The 18,653-nt window shown below is 74.7% G+C and carries 19 protein-coding genes; 10 read left to right on the forward strand and 9 right to left on the reverse strand.

The window, feature by feature from the left end; all coding sequences use genetic code 11:
- Window positions 1–24: 24 nt before the first annotated feature.
- From ACN27C_RS29040 to ACN27C_RS29060, 5 genes are read right to left on the reverse strand one after another with little or no spacing between them, the layout of a single operon-like run.
- Window positions 25–1,515, reverse strand: a complete 1,491-nt coding sequence (locus ACN27C_RS29040) for a PfkB family carbohydrate kinase (protein WP_120570599.1) — start codon at window positions 1,513–1,515, stop codon at window positions 25–27.
- Window positions 1,512–2,219 carry a D-sedoheptulose-7-phosphate isomerase gene (locus tag ACN27C_RS29045; protein ID WP_120570600.1) on the reverse strand — a complete coding sequence of 236 codons (708 nt, stop codon included), beginning with the start codon at window positions 2,217–2,219 and terminating at the stop codon, window positions 1,512–1,514. Before ACN27C_RS29045 ends, ACN27C_RS29040 begins: the two co-directional genes overlap by 4 nt.
- Complete coding sequence (locus ACN27C_RS29050; protein ID WP_422749400.1) at window positions 2,219–3,436, reverse strand: glycosyltransferase; 1,218 nt, start codon at window positions 3,434–3,436, stop codon at window positions 2,219–2,221. Before ACN27C_RS29050 ends, ACN27C_RS29045 begins: the two co-directional genes overlap by 1 nt.
- Complete coding sequence (locus tag ACN27C_RS29055; protein ID WP_422749402.1) at window positions 3,421–4,395, reverse strand: glycosyltransferase; 975 nt, start codon at window positions 4,393–4,395, stop codon at window positions 3,421–3,423. Before ACN27C_RS29055 ends, ACN27C_RS29050 begins: the two co-directional genes overlap by 16 nt.
- Window positions 4,392–6,056, reverse strand: coding sequence for an HAD-IIIA family hydrolase (locus ACN27C_RS29060; protein ID WP_422749404.1), 1,665 nt, complete (start codon window positions 6,054–6,056; stop codon window positions 4,392–4,394). Before ACN27C_RS29060 ends, ACN27C_RS29055 begins: the two co-directional genes overlap by 4 nt.
- A gap of 183 nt (window positions 6,057–6,239) precedes the next feature.
- Here ACN27C_RS29060 and ACN27C_RS29065 point away from each other — a divergent pair, with 183 nt between their 5' ends.
- Window positions 6,240–6,686, forward strand: coding sequence for an SRPBCC family protein (locus tag ACN27C_RS29065; protein WP_422749406.1), 447 nt, complete (start codon window positions 6,240–6,242; stop codon window positions 6,684–6,686).
- A 90-nt stretch (window positions 6,687–6,776) separates the two neighbouring features.
- Window positions 6,777–7,544, forward strand: coding sequence for a polyprenol monophosphomannose synthase (locus ACN27C_RS29070; RefSeq protein ID WP_121685420.1), 768 nt, complete (start codon window positions 6,777–6,779; stop codon window positions 7,542–7,544).
- 380 nt (window positions 7,545–7,924) lie between these two features.
- Here the strand turns inward: ACN27C_RS29070 and ACN27C_RS29075 are convergent, their stop codons facing one another.
- Complete coding sequence (locus ACN27C_RS29075) at window positions 7,925–9,517, reverse strand: phytoene desaturase family protein (RefSeq protein WP_422749408.1); 1,593 nt, start codon at window positions 9,515–9,517, stop codon at window positions 7,925–7,927.
- Between the two features lie 72 nt (window positions 9,518–9,589).
- Between ACN27C_RS29075 and ACN27C_RS29080 the strand changes: the two genes are divergently transcribed.
- Window positions 9,590–11,023 (forward strand): aldehyde dehydrogenase family protein, encoded by a 1,434-nt coding sequence (locus ACN27C_RS29080; protein ID WP_350816023.1) that lies wholly within the window; start codon window positions 9,590–9,592, stop codon window positions 11,021–11,023.
- A gap of 73 nt (window positions 11,024–11,096) precedes the next feature.
- Here the strand turns inward: ACN27C_RS29080 and ACN27C_RS29085 are convergent, their stop codons facing one another.
- Window positions 11,097–11,501 carry a ChaB family protein gene (locus tag ACN27C_RS29085; RefSeq protein WP_030499864.1) on the reverse strand — a complete coding sequence of 135 codons (405 nt, stop codon included), beginning with the start codon at window positions 11,499–11,501 and terminating at the stop codon, window positions 11,097–11,099.
- A 138-nt stretch (window positions 11,502–11,639) separates the two neighbouring features.
- Between ACN27C_RS29085 and ACN27C_RS29090 the strand changes: the two genes are divergently transcribed.
- The 5 genes from ACN27C_RS29090 (at window position 11,640) to ACN27C_RS29110 (ending at window position 14,399) form a co-directional block, all read left to right on the forward strand.
- Window positions 11,640–12,671, forward strand: coding sequence for a YihY/virulence factor BrkB family protein (locus ACN27C_RS29090; protein ID WP_350816024.1), 1,032 nt, complete (start codon window positions 11,640–11,642; stop codon window positions 12,669–12,671).
- Window positions 12,672–12,728: 57 nt separating this feature from the next.
- Complete coding sequence (locus tag ACN27C_RS29095; RefSeq protein ID WP_120570608.1) at window positions 12,729–13,145, forward strand: DUF2795 domain-containing protein; 417 nt, start codon at window positions 12,729–12,731, stop codon at window positions 13,143–13,145.
- Between the two features lie 56 nt (window positions 13,146–13,201).
- Window positions 13,202–13,663 carry an SRPBCC family protein gene (locus tag ACN27C_RS29100; RefSeq protein WP_120570609.1) on the forward strand — a complete coding sequence of 154 codons (462 nt, stop codon included), beginning with the start codon at window positions 13,202–13,204 and terminating at the stop codon, window positions 13,661–13,663.
- 99 nt (window positions 13,664–13,762) lie between these two features.
- Window positions 13,763–14,023: a hypothetical protein gene (locus ACN27C_RS29105; RefSeq protein WP_162959122.1), complete on the forward strand. Its 261-nt coding sequence runs from the start codon at window positions 13,763–13,765 to the stop codon at window positions 14,021–14,023.
- Window positions 14,024–14,186: 163 nt separating this feature from the next.
- A complete protein-coding gene (locus ACN27C_RS29110; RefSeq protein ID WP_018784964.1) occupies window positions 14,187–14,399 on the forward strand; it encodes a hypothetical protein in 213 nt (70 codons plus the stop codon).
- A gap of 1 nt (window position 14,400) precedes the next feature.
- Here ACN27C_RS29110 and ACN27C_RS29115 read toward each other — a convergent pair whose 3' ends face one another.
- Entirely contained in the window at window positions 14,401–14,847 is a 447-nt protein-coding gene (locus ACN27C_RS29115) for a hypothetical protein (protein WP_422749412.1), read from the reverse strand.
- A 163-nt stretch (window positions 14,848–15,010) separates the two neighbouring features.
- On the opposite strand from ACN27C_RS29115, the gene ACN27C_RS29120 reads away from it, so the two are divergent.
- The gene (locus ACN27C_RS29120) at window positions 15,011–15,373 is read left to right on the forward strand and encodes a DUF6401 family natural product biosynthesis protein (RefSeq protein ID WP_121685426.1); all 363 of its coding nucleotides are present in this window, start codon (window positions 15,011–15,013) and stop codon (window positions 15,371–15,373) included.
- A 60-nt stretch (window positions 15,374–15,433) separates the two neighbouring features.
- On the opposite strand, the gene ACN27C_RS29125 is transcribed toward ACN27C_RS29120, so the two are convergent.
- Window positions 15,434–16,291: a mechanosensitive ion channel family protein gene (locus ACN27C_RS29125; RefSeq protein WP_358172898.1), complete on the reverse strand. Its 858-nt coding sequence runs from the start codon at window positions 16,289–16,291 to the stop codon at window positions 15,434–15,436.
- Between the two features lie 199 nt (window positions 16,292–16,490).
- Here ACN27C_RS29125 and ACN27C_RS29130 point away from each other — a divergent pair, with 199 nt between their 5' ends.
- The gene (locus ACN27C_RS29130; protein ID WP_422749415.1) at window positions 16,491–18,644 is read left to right on the forward strand and encodes a SpoIIE family protein phosphatase; all 2,154 of its coding nucleotides are present in this window, start codon (window positions 16,491–16,493) and stop codon (window positions 18,642–18,644) included.
- Window positions 18,645–18,653 lie beyond the last annotated feature (9 nt).

The following is an 18,653-nucleotide window of genomic DNA, read 5'->3' on the forward strand; positions in this document are numbered from 1 at the left end:
CGCCGGGTCGGATGCGTCGCTCGTTCATCGTGCTCCCTTCGCCGTGGACCGGACCTGCGCGGCGGCCTCGGCCGGGTCGACCGGCACGGCCGGCCAGCCGCCGCTGCCCCGCCCGGCCCGCGCCGCCGCGATCATGTCGGTGGTCGAGCGCCCGTCGAGGTACGGCACGACCACCGTGTGACCGCCCCAGCGGGCCAGGATCTCCGTCTCGGGCAGCGTCTCCGGGCCGCCGCCGCTGGCGTAGTCGCCGCCCTTGACCCAGATGTCCGGGCGCAGCCAGGACAGCGCCGCCTCCGGGGTCGGCTCGTCGAAGATCAGCACCGCGTCAACGCAGCCGAGCGCGGCGAGCAGTCGTCCCCGGTCGCCCTGCGGCACGACCGGACGCTCCGGACCCTTCAGCCCGGCCACGCTGGCGTCGGAGTTGAGGCAGACCACCAGGCAGTCGCCGAGTTGCCGGGCCGCCTGGAGCGTCGCGACGTGCCCGGCGTGCAGCAGGTCGAAGCAGCCGCCGGTGGCCACCACCGTGCCGCCGGCCGCGCGTACCCGGGTCACCACCTCGCCGGCCGCCCCGGCGCCGATCCGGTCCCCGCCACCGGTGACCACCGCCGGGGCCACCGCGCGCACCGGCGCGGGCAGCGCGGCTGCGACGCCACCGCCGGCCACGTACGCCGAAGCCTCGGCGACCGCCTCCTGCACCGCCTCGGACACCAGCGCGCCCCGGGCCAGCGCCAACGTCGCGGTGGACGCGAACCGGTCACCGGCCCCGCAGGTGTCCCCCTCGGCGGGCGGCGCCGGCACCACCAGAGGCGTGGACCCGGCGTGGCTGAGCAGCGCGCCGTCCCCACCGAGCGTCACCGCGACCGCGCGCGCCTGCCAGCGGCGGCGCAACGCGTGCGCGCTGCGGGACGCGACGGCCAGGCGGGAGCCGCCCGGCGGCGTCTTGGCCAGCTCGCGGGCCTCCGGCTCGTTCGGGGTGGCCAGGTGCACCCCGGGTACGGCGGCCGGCCCGCGCGGATGCGGATCCCAGACCACAGGCGCCCGGGTGGCGGCCAGCGCCGCGCGCAGCGCCGGATGCCCGGCCACGCCCCGGCCGTAGTCGCTGACCAGCACGGCGGACGCGTCGGCGATCAGCCGCAGCACGGCGTCGCTGGGCTGACCCGGCGCGCCGGCGGTCCCGCCCCGGTCGTGGCGCAGCAGCACCCGTCCGCGCACCCGCAGCCGGATCTTCTCCGGAGTGGCGCCGGCCAGCGGAAGCGCGTACAACCGGACCCCGGCGGCGGCGAGCAGCGTGCCCAGCCGGGCCCCGCCCGCGTCGTCGGCGACGGCGGTGACCAGCGCGACCTCGGCGCCCTGCGCGGCGGCGAAGACGGCGGCCAGCCCGGCGCCGCCGGGCCGGTCGACGGATACGGTCTCGTCCAGCACCGGCACCGGGGAGTCCGGGCAGAGCCGGTTCACCAGACCTTCGACGTCGCGGTCCAGCAGCGTGTCACCGAGCACCACCACCGGTCCCCTCATGCCGGGCCTCCCCGGCCGGCCGGCGCCGTCGGGTCCGGCTCGGTGAGGTCCGGCTCGCCGACGACGACCTCGACACCGGCGCGTACCGGCCCGGCCGCCGGCCGGGCGGCGAGCGCTGCGGGCAGCGCGAGTTCGACGTACTCGCAGAGCACGTGCGAGGCCACCAGGTGCAGTTCCTGCACCACCTGCCCGTCCGGCGAGTCGATCGCCAGGTGTTCGTGGCAGAGGTCGGCGAGGGGGTTGGGTGCGGGTCCGGTGAAGGCCCAGCAGCGCAGTCCGGTCTGGTGGGCGGCGTGGGCGGCGGTGAGGAGGTTGGTGCTGGTGCCGCTGGTGGACAGGAGCAGGAGGATGTCGTGGGGTCGGCCGTGGGCGCGTACCTGTCGGGCGAAGGTTTCGTCGTATCCGTAGTCGTTGGCGATGGCGGTGAGGGCGCTGGTTTCGGCGTGCAGGGCGATGGCGGACAGGGGTTGGCGGTCGTGGCGGAGTTTGCCGACGAGTTCGGCGGTGAGGTGCTGGGCCTCGGCGGCGCTGCCGCCGTTGCCGGCCACCAGCAACCGGCCACCGGCGGCCAGCCGCTGCGCGAGTTCCGCACCCCAGCGGGCCAGCATCTGTTCCGCCTCCCGCAGCGGCAGCAGCGCGGCGGCGAGCAGGCTCAGGTGGTCCTCCAGCACCGTCGCGCCGGCCGCCGGCGTCCCGGCCGTCATCAGGCGACCACCCGGGTCGGGCGGCGCACGGTGGCCACCTCGCCGTACAGCTCGGTGAGGCGGTCCGCGGTGGTGGCCCAGGAGTAGCGGGTGCGGACCCGCTCCAGCGCGGCGGTGGCGTAGGCGAAGCGGCGGATCCGGTCGCCGAGCAGGCCCCGGATCGCCGCGCCGAGGGCCGCCGGCTCCCGGGGCGGCACCAGGTCGCCGGTGCGTCCGGCCACCACCGTGTCGATCAGCCCGCCGACCGCCGTCGCGACCACCGGTACACCGCAGGCCATCGCCTCCAGCGGGGTGAGCCCGAACGGCTCGTACCAGGGGGCGGCGACGAGCACGTCGGCCGACCGGTACCAGCGGCCCATCTCCTCCCGGGGGACCGCGCCGACCAGCCGCACCCGGTCGGCGACGCCGAGGGAGTGGGCCAGCGCGCGCAGGCGCAACGCGTACGGGTCGGTCTCCAGCAGCCCGGCCGGCGGCCCGCCGACCACCACGCACTCGGCGTCCGGCACCTCGGCGACGGCCCGGATGACGTCCTGGAAGCCCTTGCGCTCGACCAGCCGGCCGACGGTGAGGATGCGGGCCCGGCCGCCGTCGCGGTCGGCGACCGGGCCGAGCGGGGAGAACGTCGTCAGGTTCACCCCCGACGGCACGACTGTCATCCGGGACCGGGGCACGCCCATCCGGACCAGTTCGGCGACCTCGTCCTGGCACTGGGCGACCACCCGGTCCACCGAGCGGCCCAGCTTCCGCTCGTGCTCGACCCGGCCCGGTGGGCTGGTGTCCTGCACGCCCTGGTGGCGGCGCTTCACGGTGCCGAGCGCGTGGTACGTCTGCACCACCGGCACGCCGGCGCGGCGGGCCGCGGCGAGACCCGCCAGCCCGCTCATCCAGAAGTGCGCGTGCACCACCTCGGGCTGCCAGTCGCCGGTGCGCCACCGGTCGGCCAGCCACTGCCCGAACGCCGGCATGTACGGCAGCAGGTCGTCCTTGGCCACCGGTTCGGCCGGCCCGGCCGGTACGTGCACCACCTCGTACCCGTCCGGCGTGCGGACGCTCACCGGCAGGTCCACCGCGTCGAGGCGGGTGTAGACACGCACGTCGTGACCGGCGGCTGCGAGCGCGGCGGAGAGCTCCGCGACATGCGTGTTCTGGCCACCGGCGTCCTCCCCGCCGAGGACGGCGAGCGGGCTGGCATGCTCCGAGATCATCGCGATGCGCATACTTCCTCCTCCAGCAGCCGGTCCCAGTCGGCGAGGAATCGCTCCAGGCCGTAGCGGTCCCGGGCGGCGGCCCGGGCCACGGCGCCCGCCCGGCGGGCGGACTCCCTGTCGTCCAGCAGGCCACGGGCGGCGTCGACGAGCGTGTCGACCCGGGTGGACAGCGCGCCCGCGGCCGGCGGCACCGCCTCCACCGCCTCGGTGGTGGCCAGTGCCACCACGGGCATGCCCATGGTCATGGCCTCGATGAGGCTGAGGCCGAGTGAGGTCCAGCGGCACAGGTGCAGGTACGCGCGCCGTTTGGCGAGTTCGGCGTGCATGGCGTGCTGGGGTACGTCGTCGTGGCTGGTCAGCCGGTCCTCCGGGAGGCCGAGGTGGGCGGCGAGCCCGTCCACCTTCATCCCGTAGACGTCCAGCGGCGCCAGCGCGGCGAACCGGGCGAGCAGGTCGGTGCCGGTGACCCGACAGCGGCGTACCGGCTCGTTGATCACCACGGCGAGGCGGTCGAGTTCGCCGGTCCACTCGACGGCGGGCGGTACGACGCCGTGGTCGACCACTGTGGTCCTGGTGCCGCCGTTGTCCCAGAACAGTTCGTTGAACGCGGTGACGTGGGTGAGCAGCAGGTCGTCGCGGTCGGCCATCGGGTGCCGGGTGTCGGGCACGTCGCCCTTGGGCGTGTTGTGCTCGACGTAGATCGCGGGCACGTCGCGGCCGGGCCGGCGGCCGAGCCATTCGGCGGCCAGGTCGATCTCCTCCGGGCGTTGCAGGATCACCAAATCCACGTCGGTGTCGCGCAACTCCTCGGGGGTGACCTCCACGGCGCTGTCCGGCCACGGGTAGGTGCGGGCCCGGCCGAGGCCGTACGGGCCCCGGTCCGGGGTGACCGGCACCAGGTAGCGGTGCTTGCCGTGCACGAAGGACGTCGTCCAGGAGCCGTGCACGTGCCACAGCAGGATGTTCATCCGGCCACCCCGCCCGCCACCGGCGCCGGTACGCGCAGCAGCCGCAACGCCTCCAGCACCCGTCCCGGCTCGACCGCCGACAGGCACGGGTGCCCGGGCACCGGGCAGACCGTGGCGCGGGTGTCCCGGCACGCGGCGCCCGCGTCACCGAGGCGGACCGTCGGCACCCGGTACGGTCCCCACTGTCCGAACGGCACGGTGGGTGCGAACAGGCTCACCACCGGCACGCCGAGCGCGGCGGCCAGGTGCGCCGGGCCGGTGTTGCCGACCACCAGCGCGCCGGCCCCGGCGATCACCGCGGCCAGGTCGTCCAGCCCGGTCCGCCCGCCCAGGTCGACGCCGCCCGCCGCGGCGACGCGTGCGGTCAGGTCCCGCTCGTCCGGCCCCCCGGTGACCACGACCCGGTGACCGGCGGCGCCGAGCACCCGGACCACGCGGGTGGCCAGTTCCTCCGGGCAGGCGCGGGTCTCCACCGAGGATCCGGGGTGCAGGACCACGTAGCCGGGCACCCCGGCGTCGGCAGCGGGCGGCGGAAGCCGGTCGGTGCGGATGCGCAGCGCCGGTTCGTCGTGGTCGGGCAGCGCGAAGCCGGCGGCGGCGGCGAGGGACAGGGCGCGTTCGGGTTCGGGTACGCCGGCCGGGACGCGGTGGCGCACGTCGAGCAGGCTGCCCGGGTAGTCGTCGCTGATGGCGCTGATCCGGGGCACGCCGGCCAGGCGCAGCAGCAGGGCAAGGGGCAGCGCGGACTGGTGGAAGGAGGTGAACACGACCGCCTCGTCGGCGCGTACCGCCGCCAGCCGGTCGGTCAGCGCGCGCACCGCGTCGGGGTCGACGGGCGGGGCGGGCGCGTCGATCCACGGCAGCGGCGCCTCGACGATCTCGTCGACGCCCGGCAGCAGCTCGGCGGCGGCCCGGCCGCGCGGCCCGCACAGCAGCACCACGCGCTCCGCGCCGGCCGCTACCGCCCGGATACCCGGACCGGTCACCAGCACGTCGCCCGCCGCGTCGCTGCGCACCACCAGCACGGTTCCCCGGCGCGACCGGTGCGCGGGCCGCGGCGCCGCCGTCAGGCGCATCCGGGCCAGCACGATGCCCACCGCGTCCGGCAGGTCGGCGGCGACTGTGGGCGCGGCAGCCACCTCGGCGGCCCGGGTGGCCGGCGTGGGCACCATGATCGCGGCGGCGCCCGCAGCGGCGGCGGCTGCCGTGTCCGCGCCGATGTCCCCGATCAGCACGCACCGGGTCGGCGTGGTCCCGAGCGCGGCGGCGGCTTCGTGTACGAGGCCGGGCGCGGGCTTGCGGCAGGCGCACCCGTCGGCCTCCGCGTGCGGGCAGATCGCCCAGTGGTCGAAGGGCCCGAGCAGCTCCTCCACCCGGGCGTTGACCAGGCGCAGGTCGTGCGCCGTGAAGCAGCCCCGGGCCAGGCCGGACTGGTTCGTCACCACCGCCAGCCGCAGTCCAGCCGCGCGCAACCGGTCCAGCGCCTCCCGGGCGCCGGGCACCGGCCGTACCTTCTCCGGGTCGCCGTTGTACGGCACGTCCTCCACCAGCGTGCCGTCGCGGTCCAGCAGCACCGCGTCGTACAGGCCGGACGGGAACCGGTCAGCACCCGGGTCAACCCGGGCTGACCTGCACTGATCCCGCTCCTGGTCCCGTCGCACGGGCGGCGGGTTCCCGACGCCCCGAGGAGTAAACGTCAACGTCGGCGCCTGGCCGCCCCGCCGGTGCCGCACAGCCGGGTGCATGCCTGCCACGACCGGCCCGTGTCCGGCGATACCCGCCGCCCCGGAGAAGCTAACCCGGATCGCCGTTAGCGACGGCCCGCGCCGGGGTACCGCTCGATGATGGCGGTTGTGGAGAAGGTGATCGACGCGCCCCCGGAGCAGGTCTTCGAGGTGCTCGCGGACGGGTGGACGTACAGCGACTGGGTGGTGGGCACCGCGCACGTGCGGGACGTGGACGACACGTGGCCGCGCGTCGGCAGCAACCTGCACCATCGGGCCGGGCCCTGGCCGTTTTCGCTCCAGGACAAGTCGACGGTGCTGGAGTGCCAGGCGCCGCACCGGCTCGTGCTGCGCGCCGGGCTGTGGCCGGCCGGGGAGGCGATCGTGGCGTTCGCCCTGGAGCCGCTGCAGGACGACCGGACCCGGGTGACGATCGGCGAGGACTTCGCCGCCGGGCCGCTGCGATGGGTCCGGACCAAACTCAACGACCTGGTGCTGCACCTGCGCAACCGGGAGACGCTGGCCCGCCTGTCCGACATCGCGACACGGCAGAAGCCGGAGCGGTGATCGATCGGTGGCGGGGCGTCTGTGCGGCTGCCGCGCGAGGGACTGGCTACCCTCTCAGGTGAACCTGTCGGCTGACCGAGGATGTCCGTGATGATCGAACCCGTGCAGTTACCCTCCCCGTGGGGGGATGCGCGCCTGACCGTCGTCGTTCCGACCTACAACGAGGCGGGCAACCTCCCGGTGCTGGTCGAGCGCCTCCTCGCGCTGCCGCTGCCGGGGCTGAAGGTGCTGGTCGCCGACGACAACTCCCCGGACGGTACCGGCGAGGTCGCCGACAAGCTGGCCATCGAGCACCCGGACCGGGTGACGGTGCTGCACCGCCCGGGCAAGGAGGGTCTCGGCCGGGCGTACGTGGACGGCATCGGCCGGGCGCTCGACGACGGCGCGGACTTCGTCGCGCAGATGGACGCCGACCTGTCGCACCCGCCGGAGGCGCTGCCCGGCATGCTCGGCGCGCTGCTGTCCACCCAGGCTTCGGTGGTCATCGGTTCGCGTTACGTGCCCGGCGGTGAGCTGGACGAGAACTGGCCGCTGTACCGGCGCGCGCTCAGCGGCTGGGCGAACCTGTACGTGCACACGCTGCTGCGGGTACGCATCCGCGACCTGACCGCCGGCTTCAAGATCTGGCGGTCCGACGCGCTGCGCGCGATCGGGCTGGACCGGGTGCAGTCCAACGGCTACAGCTTCCAGGTGGAGATGCACTACCTCGCCACCAAGCTGGGTCACACGATCCTCGAGGTGCCGATCCGCTTCGAGGAGCGCCGCGACGGCGACTCGAAGATGACCACCGCCACGAAGATCGAGAGCGCGCTGATGCCGTTCAAGCTGCGCAGCCGGCACCGCAACCTCGACACCTGAACGCTCCCGCAGCTCCACCGCGCCCTCACGCCGCGTCATCGTCACCGCGCGTGAGGGCGCGGTCGTCCCGTCACTTCCCCCGTCGGCCCCTTTGCTCTGCAGCCATCGGCGCAGCACGGCCCTGAGCAGGGGCGAACCTCCCGGCACCGTTCCGCCCGACTCCCGGTGCGGGCACGGTGCGTGACCGATGCGTATGCGGCTGCAGAGCAAAGGCGGCGTTGCAGTCCTACCGTCGCTGCAGCCCCGAACACGCAGCGTGACGCATCGTGGACGGCCGTCAGCCGTCACGGGCAGCCCGTAGATCTTGGTAGGAAACGGCCCCCATAGGGGCACTTTCGTACCAAGATCTACGGCGGCATCCGGGTGGAGGCGCGGTCGGGTCAGCGGTAGACGGTGCGGTGGGCGGCGGCGATCGTCCGGGCGTACACCGCGCCGGTGACGGCCCGGTCGCGGGCCAGCGCGGCGCGCGCCGCGTTCGCCCCCGGCGCGCCGTGGACGCCGCCGCCGGGATGCGCGGAGGCGCTGGCCAGGTAGAGCCGGTCCACCGGGGTGTCGGCCCGGCCCAGGCCGGGGATCGGCCGCAGGAACAACTGCTGGTACGCCGCGGCGGTGCCGCCGCCCAGCGCTCCCCCGACCAGGCTCGGCTCGGCGGCCTCCAGGTCGGCCGGGCCGGCCACGTGCCGCCCGACGATCGACGCCCGGAAACCCGGCGCCGCCGCCTCCAGCACCTCCTCCATCCGCTCCACGTGCCCCGCCACTTCCTCGGCCCGCCAGTTCCGGCGGAACGGCAGGTGGGTGTAGGACCAGAGCGACTCGGTGCCGGGCGGTGAGTGGCTCGGGTCGGCCACCGACATCTGCCCCACCAGCAGGAACGGATCCCGCGGCAGCTCACCGCGGGCCAGCTCGGCCGCGTACGTGGTGAGACCGTCGAGGTCTGCGCCCAGGTGCACGGTGCCGGCGCCGGCCAGGTCGCGGTTCTTCCACGGCACCGGCGCGGACAGCGCCCAGTCGACCTTGAGCGTCGAGCCGTCCCACTTGAAGTGCGCCAGGTCCTCGACCATCCGGGGCGGCAGCGCCGCCGCGCCGACCAGGTCGAGGAAGAGCGCCGGCGCCGGCACGTCGGCGAGCACCGCGCGCCGGGCCCGCCAGTCGGTGCCGCCGGCGGTGCGGACGCCCATCGCCCGGCCCCGGGCGGTGAGCACCCGCTCGACCCGGGCGCCGTACGTGATCCGCCCGCCCCGCTCGACCAGACGGGTCACGAGTGCGTCGGCGATCCGCTGGGCGCCGCCGACCGGCACCGGCCAGCCGACCTGCTGGCCGAGCATGGCGAGCAGCCAGCCGTAGACGCCGGAGCCGGCCTCCTCCGGGGACAGGTCGGTGTGCAGGGCGCAACCGGCCAGCAGCACGGTGCCGCCCTCGCCCTCGAACAGCTCGGCGCCGAGCTTGCGGACCGGGAGCACGAGACGGCGGCCGAGCCGGAGCGCGCCGCCGACCCGGAGCTGCCGCAGCAGGCCCAGCCCGCCGCGCACCGGAGGGAACGGGGTGGTGATGGTCTGCAGCATCGGCTCGGCGACCTGGCACCAGTCCGCGTACGCGTGCCGCCAGCGCTCCCCGTCACCGGGGGCGAACGCCTCCAGCGAGGCGGCGGTGACGTCCAGGTCGCGGTTGACCACCGCGGCGCGGCCGTCGGGCAGCAGGTGTGCCAGCACGTCCGGCGCGTGCGTCCAGGACAGGCCGCGCCGTTCCAGGTCCAGCCCGTCGAGCACCGGGGAGGCGTAGCCGAGCGGGTAGAAGGAGCTGTAGAGGTCGCTGAGGTAACCGGGCGCGGTCACGTACGCGGAGCGGACGGCCCCGCCGGGCGCCTCGGTGGCCTCCAGGACCTCGACGTCCCAGCCGGCGTCCACGAGCAGGTTCGCGGCCACCAGCCCGTTGTGCCCGGCCCCGATGACGACGGCGTCTGCGGTGGAGGTCATCGGATCCGCCTACCCGGCCGCTCACCGGGCGAAACGCGTTTGCCCCGCCCAGGCCGGGGCAAGCATGGCCGCATGTACACGGTTGCGCAGCTCATTGGTGGAGTGTGGGGCGCCGGCGGCGAGGGCGGCGAGCTGGTCGTCCACGATCCGGCGGACGGGTCGCCGGTGACGCGGGCGCCGGTGGCCACCGCCGACGAGGTGGCCAAGGCGGTGGAGGCGGCCCGGGGCGCGGCGGCGGAGTGGGCGGCGACCGCACCCGCGGAACGGGCCGCGGCGCTGCACCGGGCGGCCGACGCGGTCGAGGCGGCGGCCGGCGAGCTGGCCGAGGCGACCACGGCGGAGATGGGCAAGCCGCTCGACGACGCGCGGGGCGGGGTGGATGCGGCCATCGGCACGCTGCGACAGTACGCCGAACTGGCCCCGCTGCGGGGCGGCCGGACGCTGCACGGCGCGCACGACGCCCTGGACTTCATGGCCCCCGAGCCGCGTGGCGTGGTCGCCGCGATCACCCCGTGGAACGACCCGGTGGCGGTGTCCTGCGGACTGCTCGGCGCGGCCCTGGTCACCGGCAACGTGGTGGTCTACAAGCCGAGCGAGCGGACCCCTGCCACCGGCTGGCTGCTGGCCCGCGCGCTGGACTCGGCGTTGCCGGCCGGTGTGCTGTCGCTGCTCACCGGCGGCGGCGAGGTGGGCGCCGCGCTGGCCGGGCAGGAGCTGGACGTGATCGCCCACGTCGGTTCCAGTGCCACCGGCCGGGCGATCGCCGCCGCGGGCGCGCGCACCGGGGCGAAGGTGCTGCTGGAGAACGGCGGCAGCGACCCGCTCGTGGTGGACGCGGACGTCGACCCGGTCTGGGCGGCCGAACAGGCGGCGCTCGGCTGCTTCGCCAACGCCGGTCAGATCTGCGTGGCGGTGGAGCGGATCTACGTGCACCGCGACGTCGCCGAGGGTTTCCTGGACGCGCTCGTGGCGCGCGCCGAGGCGCTCACCCTGGGCCCCGGCCGTGACCCGGGCACGCAGCTCGCGCCGCTGGTCGACCGGCGGCACCGGGACCACGTACACGGGCAGGTCACCGCCGCGCTCGCCGACGGCGCCCGGGTACGCACCGGCGGTGCGCTGCCGGACGGGCCCGGCGCGTTCTACCCGGCCACCGTCATCGAGGGCTGCCGCCACGACATGGCGCTGGTCCGCGAGGAGACGTTCGGGCCGGTCGCCCCGGTGGTGGTGGTCGACTCGTTCAGCGAGGGGTTGCGCTGTGCGGCCGACTCCCCGTACGGCCTGGCCGCCACCGTGCTGACCGGTTCGATGAGCCACGCCCAGCGCGCCTGGCGGGAGCTGCCGGTCGGCACCGTGAAGATCAACTCCGTGTTCGGCGGGGCGCCCGGTGGCGCGGCCCAGCCGCGCCGGGGCAGCGGGCAGGGCTTCGGGTACGGCCCGGAACTGCTGGACGAGTTCAGCACCGTGAAGGCAGTGCACCTGGAGGCGCCGGGCGGCGGCCACTGGTGAGACCGTACGACTGAGACCGGACGACACGAGCCCGGGACCGCATCGGTCCCGGGCTCGGCGCGTACCCCAGGGGTCAACGACCCCCGCGGGCCTTGCGGGTCGCGTTGTTGTTGGCCTTCTCGATCGCCTTGACCAGTTCCGGCTTGGTCATCCGGGACCGGCCGCGCACGTCCAGCTTCTTCGCCACCTCCATGAGGTGGTCCTTGGTGGCGTTGGCGTCCACCCCGCCGGCCGTCGGCGCGCGCCGGGCCGGGCCGCCGCCCTCGGCCTGCTTGTCGCTGGGCCCCTTGCGGCCCTTGGGCTCCCAGTGGTCGCCCACCTTCTCGAACTCGTGCTTGACCGCGGCGAAGGCGGTGCGGTGCGCCCGCTCCCCCTCGCCGTACGTCTCGACCGCCGAGTCGTGCGTCTTCTCCCAGGTCCGCTGCGCCTTCGCCGGGGAGCGCCGCAGCGTGCTGGGCAGTACCTCGCGCCCGGGCATCTCGTCCTCCTGGAGTCTCGATCGGGTGTCTGGTGTGGTTCCCTCCCGGCCGGCGGGCAAACCGGCACCCGGTTTGTCGATTTCCCCCCGGGGGTACCGCCCGCCCACGCCCGGTGACGGGGCCTGGAGGAGGCGGACATGACCGTGACGACACCACAGACGGTCGGCGGCCGGACGCGGTCGCGTCTCCCGCGGCGGATCCGCCAGCTCAACTGGCGCACCTGGCGCGGTGTGCTGGTGCGCAGCGGCAAGGGTTTCGTCACGGACAACTGCGCCGACTGGGCCGCGGCGCTCACCTACTACGGCGTGCTGGCGCTGTTCCCGTCCACGATCGTGGTGGTCGCGCTGGTCGGCCTGGTCTCCGACGGCCCGCGCACCGTCGACACCGTGATCGACCTGGCCCGGGAGATCGGCGCCGGCTCGGTGGTCGGCAACGACGCGTTCGTGGGCGTGGTCCGCAACGTGGTCGAGCAGCAGGGCTCGGCGAAGGTGCTGCTCAGCTTCGGTCTGCTCGGCGCGCTCTGGTCGGCGTCCGGGTTCATCGGCGCGTTCACCCGCGCCTCCAACGCGATCTACGGGGTACGGGAGGGCCGCCCGTTCTACCGGCTGCGCCCGTTGCAGATCGGCATGGCCGCGGTGACGCTGGTGCTGCTGGCAGTGGTCGCCACCGGGCTGATCGTCAGCGGCCCGGTCACCGACGCGGTGGGTGACCTGGTGAACGCCGGCGCGGTGGCCCGTACGACGTGGTCGGTGGCGAAGTGGCCGCTGCTCGCGGTGGTCGCCATGACGCTGCTGTCGCTGCTGTTCTGGATCGCCCCGAACGTGCGCCAGCCGCGGTTCCGCTGGCTCACCCCGGGCGGCGCGCTGGCGCTCGTGGTCTGGGTGCTCGCCTCCTTCGGCTTCGGCCTGTACGTGGCGAACTTCGGCTCGTACGACGTGACGTACGGCAGTCTCGGCGCGGTCATCGCGTTCCTGGTGTGGCTCTACCTGTCCAACTGCGCGCTGATGCTCGGCGTGCAGGTGAACGCCGAGCTGCAACGCGGGCGGGCGATGCAGGCCGGGGTCGAGGAACCGGACGACCCGGTGCTGCCGCCGCGTGCCCCGGCCGACGAGGACAAGGCGGAGAAGGCGGACGGGGAGAAGACGGCCGACCGGTTGCCGCCCGGATGACCGGCTCCCCCGGCCGGCGCCGGTTTACCGGCGGCCCCCCGGGGCATCTCCCAAGGCATGGAACGTGGCAGCAGCAAGCACTCGCCCAGGGTCGACGACCAGATGAGCAGCGAGGTCAGCGGTCTCGTCCAGGGACCGGGCACCGGCGGCTCGCGGGCCGAGGAGTTCCGGATCCCCGAGCCGGCCGGCGAGGACCAGCCGGAGGCCACCACCGCGCCGGCCGGGGAGTTGCGCAGCGGCGCGCCGCAGGGCATGAGCTCCGAGGACGTCGAGGCGCGCAGCCGACTGGGACGGTTCATCACCATGACCGCCCTGCCCGGTGACCGGGAGACGCTGCTGGCCAACGCGCGGGAGAACGAGGCGCCGGCGGACATCGTCGCCGCCCTGGAGACCCTGCCCGAGGGCACCCGTTACCAGACCATCTCCGAGGTGTGGGCCGCACTCGGGCACAGGAACGAGACGACGCGCTGGTGAGCGGGCCGGCCCACGGCCCGTACGTAGACACCCAGCGGAACAGGAGGAACCCCGACATGAGCGGCGTTACCGAGCACGTGGACGTGGACGTCCCGATCCGGACCGCGTACGACCAGTGGACCCAGTTCGAGGAGTTCCCGCACTTCATGGAGGGTGTGCAGGAGGTCCGGCAGCTCTCGGACACGATGACCCACTGGACCGTCGAGATCGCGGGCGTGAAGCGCGAGTTCGACGCCGAGATCACCGAGCAGCTGCCCGACGAGCGGGTGGCCTGGCGCTCCACCGGCGGCACCCAGCAGGCGGGCGTGGTGACGTTCCACCGCCTCGACGAGGGGCACACCCGGGTCACGCTCCAGATGGAGTTCGAGCCGCACGGCGTGGTCGAGCAGGCCGGCGACAAGCTGGGCGTGGTCGACCGGCGCGCCAAGGGCGACCTGGAGCGGTTCAAGCAGTTCATCGAGCGGCGCGGTCAGGAGACCGGCGCCTGGCGCGGCGCGGTCGACCGGCCGACCCCCTGATCCATCCCCCGTACCCGAGTTTCGATGGCCGCCGGCGATGCCGGCGGCCATCGCCGTGCCCGGCCGTTTGCGATCATCCGGTCCGGGTACCGCAGGGGAATGACCGACAACGACCGCCAGTGGCGCGACGAGGACCGTACTCCCCTGCACGAGCTGGACCAGGCCGTCGCCCGGTCGGCCACGGACGGCCAGGGCGACGACGTCACCGCGAACGACGCCGGCGAGGAGGCCGCGTTCGGCCACGGCCCGGAGGCGGTGGACCGGGGCGCGGGCGCCGAGGCCGAGCGCCGTGAGATGACCGACGCGGACCGGGCCTACCGGCCGTCGACGATCGGCCGGACCGGCCCGGACAGCATGTGACTCCGCCGGCTGCGGGCATCAGTGCCGATGCCCGCAGCCGCCGGATTCATGCTCGTCCGAAACGACAAAAAGTGCGGTACGGACGGCCGGGAAAACGGACAGCCCATCTAGAATCGGCCGAACGGCTGACGGCACTCCCCCCGATGCGCGCAAGACTTTCGGGATGCAACAGGGCTCCGGTTTCCTCTCCAACCGTCAGCGCAAGCTCGCCTGGCTGGGCTTCCTGCTCGCCGCGATCCAGGCTCCGGTCTCCGCCCGGTTCACCGAGGACAGCTCCTGGCTGTTCAGCCTGGTGGTGGCGCTGATGGTCGCGACCGTGATCATCGCCGACGACGGCGCCCGCCGCCGCCCGGCCGAAGCACGCTCCTCCGACTGAGTCAGCGTGTGCCGGGGCGCGCCTCGTGCCCCGGCATCCCCCGGCTGCGGCGCCGCTCCTTCATCTCCGCCTCGTAGAGGTGCCGCCGGCCCTCGACCAGCTCGTCGCGGGCCTGCCGGTCCAGCTCCCGGAAGAGCGCGTAGTAGCCGTCGTCGAAGTCCTCGACGATCTGGAACGTCCAGCGCCCGGCGATGACGTTGCGGCCGAGCAGTTCCGTGTCGATCCGTTCGGCGAGCGCCGGATGGCCGGCGGAGCGGAACATCGCCACCGCGTCGTCGAGCATCAGGTCGGCGTGGCCGATGAGCTGGTGCAGCTCGTACAGGTGGCCGCGGGCCCGCTCGACGCACTCCAGGGCCTCGCTGAGCTTGCCCAGCGCCTCGACCGTGGCGTCACTCACTCCGTCCGGGTGCCGGTGTGCCCGGTCCGGTCCGTCGGCCCGCTGTCCCATCGTGTCCCTCCGTGACCCCGATCGTGTGGTCTGCGTACCGGACTTCTGCCCCCGCACGGGCGACTCAATCCCGGCGGACGAGGCAGCCGCTCCCCCGGACGACCCGGGCATCCGCCGCTCGGCCGAGGTCGGCCCGCGGTGACCGGCGATAGCCTCGGACACCATGCGCGTGCCGAACAACCGGGTCGCGACCCGCTCCGCGGCGGTGGCCGCGCGGTCGACCCTCACCACGCTTACCGCCGCCGTCGGCACCGCCGGCCTCGCCGCGGCCCACGCCAACCCCGGGCTGCTCGCCGAGGTCGACCAGCACGCGGCGGGGGTACGCGACAGCCTCGACGGCGACCGCCGCCCGCTGACCGTGGCGGCGCTCGCCGGGTACGCCGAAGGGCTGCGCGATGCGGCGTCGGAGCACGGGTGGACGCCGCCCACGGAGCCGGTGGACTGGTCCGAGCCGGACTGGGTGCTCACCCGCCTGCTCGCGGTCTGCCTGCTGGCCCGCGGGCTGGACCCGCGTCACCTGGCCTGACCCGGACACGGCTACGGGGCGCCCGCGATCGCCCCGCGGACACCCCGTCACCCGTTGCCGTCAGCCGCCCGGCCGACGGAACTGCTGCGTCTGGTCCCCTGCCTCGCCGGAGCGGTACGTGCCCGCGCCCGACATCGGCTGCGGTCCGGCCGGCGTCGGCTGCCCGCCCCGGTCGGCCTGCTGCCGTTCGTAGTCGCCACGACCGGCCTGCTGGGCCTGCCGCTGCTCCCGGAACGCCCGGGACTCCTCCGAGGCCCGGTGCAGCCACCCGTCCCAGCGGTCCTGCATCGGCTTGACCAGACCACCACCGACACCGACGATCAGGATGCCGGCCACTGTGGCGAGGAACGCCACCAGCACCGGTGTGGTCACCGTGGTGGCGATGCCCACCTGGTTCAGCGCAGCGATCACGCCGAGCGCCAGGATGAAGATCGCCGTCACGTCGGCCAGCACGCGGCCGTACGACAGCCCGCCCAGCGCGCCGGAGACCAGGTCCCGGACGGCGTTGGCGATGGCAGCCGCGATCACCACGATCACGATCGCCACGAAGGCCCGCGGCAGCCAGGACACCACCCCGCGGATCAGGTCGCTGATCGCGTTCGGTCCCCACACCCCGAAGGCGAACTGCAGGGTGAACAGCAGGACCGCGTAGTAGGCCAGTTTGGCCAGGATGTCGCTGGCGTCGTACTTGGTGCGTTCCAGGGCCCGTTTGATGCCGCCGCGCTCGACGGCGCGGTCGAATCCGACCCGTTCCAGTGCCGCGTCCACGATTTTGAGGACGGCTCGGGCGATGAGCCAACCCACGACGAGAATCGCGATGAACGCGATCGCCCGCGGTACGAAGAGCAGCACCGACCTCCAGAAGTCGGTCCAGGCCGCACTGATGTCGACCTGCCCGACCGCGAGGGTTTTCGGCATGATGTCCCTCCTGTCGCGTGAACTGCGCCGCCCGCATACCCGGTGGCCTGGGCAGCACGCCGGGCCGGACCGGGGCAATTTCCCGACATGCCCCACCGAACCGCCCTGACCTGCCCGAACGTCCGCGCCACCGGGCACCCGCACCCGCCACGGACGCATGATCGGAACCCCCCGGCCACGCTCCGGTTAGGCTGCGGTCATGCCAGGCACCGTCGGTCGGGTTCCCACACCGTCCGCCCCCGCACCGGGAGCGCCCACCGATCCCGTCGTCGGCGGGCAGGCGGCCGGGGCCGCCCACCCGTGGGCCGGCACGCCGCTGGGCGCCCCGCACACCTGGGACCCCGCGGTACGCGCCGTGACGGACGTGGTGCTCGCCTCCCCGGTGCCGATGGCCCTGCTCCTCGGCGACGACCTGGTGGTCTTCTACAACGACGGCTACGCCGAGCTGATCGGCGACCGGCACCCGGACGCGCTGGGCCGGCCGGCGGCCGAGGCGTTCGCCGAGGTGTGGCGCGACCCGGGCGCCGGTGAGGCGCTGGAACGGGTCTACCGGAACGGTGAGCCGTTCCTGCAGCGGGAGGCGGTGCTGCCGGCCGACCGGCAGGGCCCCGCCGAGCCGGCCGTGTTCACCCGGGGCCACTGCCCGGTACGCGACTCCACCGGCCGCATCGTCGGCGTGCTCACCGTCTCGGCGCAGACCACCCAGCTGACCCAGCAGTTGCAGAGCCTGAGCGACTTCGCGGCGGCGCTGGCCGGCACGCTCACGCTCGACGACGTCGCGCGGGTGACGCTGCGCTACTGCCTGCACTCCTTCGACGCCGACCGGGTGTCCTTCGCGGTGGACGAGGGCAGCGCCTGGCGACTGGTCCGCCGCATCCGCGGCGAGCTGCTCGACGAGGCCGACGAGCGGCTGCCTCCGCTGTGGCGCCGGATGTCCGCCGAGTCGGCGCTGCCGGCGGTGGTGACCGCGCGCAGCGGCGTGGCCTCGTTCATCGCCGACGGGCAGCCGCTGCGCGGCGTCGCGGCGGACCGGCACGACGAGAAGATCAGCGCGCTGGCGGCGCTGCCGCTGCGCACCACAGTGGTGCGGGGTTCGCTCACGGTGGGCTACCGGACGCCGCGTCCCTGGTCCCCCGCCGAACGGGCGCTGCTGACCGCGTCCGCGGAGCTGGTCGGCCAGGCCGCCGAGCGGGCCCGCCGCTTCGAGACCCAGCACGGCACCGCCCAGATGCTGCAACGCAGCATGCTGCCGGAGCGGCTGCCGGACCTGCCCCGGCTGCGGATCGCCGCCCGCTACGACCCGGGCGTGGACGGCAACGCGGCCGGCGGCGACTTCTACGACGCGTTCCTGCTGCCCACCGGCGCGCTGGGCGTGGTGCTGGGCGACGTGGCCGGGCACGACGTGCAGGCCGCCGCCCGGATGGGCCAGGTACGCGCCGCGCTGCGCGCGCTCGCCCTGGTCGACCCCCGCCCGGACGCGGTGCTCGACGGCCTGGACCGGCTGGTGTCCAGCCTCGGCGTCGAGGGCGGCACCCAGGAGCTGTTCGTGACAGTGGTCTTCGGCGTGGTCGAGGCGGAGCGGGAGCGGATCACGCTCGCCAGCGCCGGTCATCCCGCGCCGTTGATCCGCCGCGCCGGGCCCGACGCGGCGGTTGCCGAGTTCGTGGACGTGCCACCCGCTCCTCCGCTGGGCCTGGGTGGGCGGGCGCGTACCGCCACCGTGCCGTTCCGCCCGGGCGACACCCTGCTGCTCTACAGCGACGGCGTGGTGGAGCGGCGCTGGCAGGAGCTGGCGGCCGGGATGGCGGGGCTGGGCGCGGCGGTGGCGGGGGCGTCCGGTGGCGATCCGCGCGCGCTGTGCGCGGTGGCGACCGCGTCGGTGCCGGGCGCCACCGAGGACGACGTGGCGGTGCTCGCGGTGGAGTACGCGGTACGCCCCAGCCGGTCGGCGAGCATGGAGGTGCCGGCCGAGCCGACCGCGCCGAGCCGGGTCCGGCACTGGATGACCGCGCAGCTCGGCGAGTGGCAGGTGCCCGAGGCGGTGATCGGCGCGGCGGTGCTGTGCACCAGCGAGCTGACCACCAACGCGCTGCTGCACGCCGGCACGGCCGCCCGGGTCGAGGTCGACCTCTCCGCCGAGCGGCTGCTGGTGTCGGTGGCCGACTCGGGCACCCGGGGTCAGGTCACCCGGGCGCAGACCGACACGCTCAGCAGCCGGGGCCGGGGACTCGGCCTGATCGAGGAGCTGAGCGACGCCTGGGGCACCGACCCGACCGTACGCGGCTCGACCGTCTGGTTCGAGATCCTGATTCCGGCGGGTGAGCCGCGCGTCGGCGACGCCCCGGCCGGGTAGGAGCCGGAC

Origin of the sequence: Micromonospora sp. WMMD1219 (assembly GCF_049315215.1) — a bacterium.
Classification (GTDB): domain Bacteria; phylum Actinomycetota; class Actinomycetes; order Mycobacteriales; family Micromonosporaceae; genus Micromonospora; species Micromonospora tulbaghiae.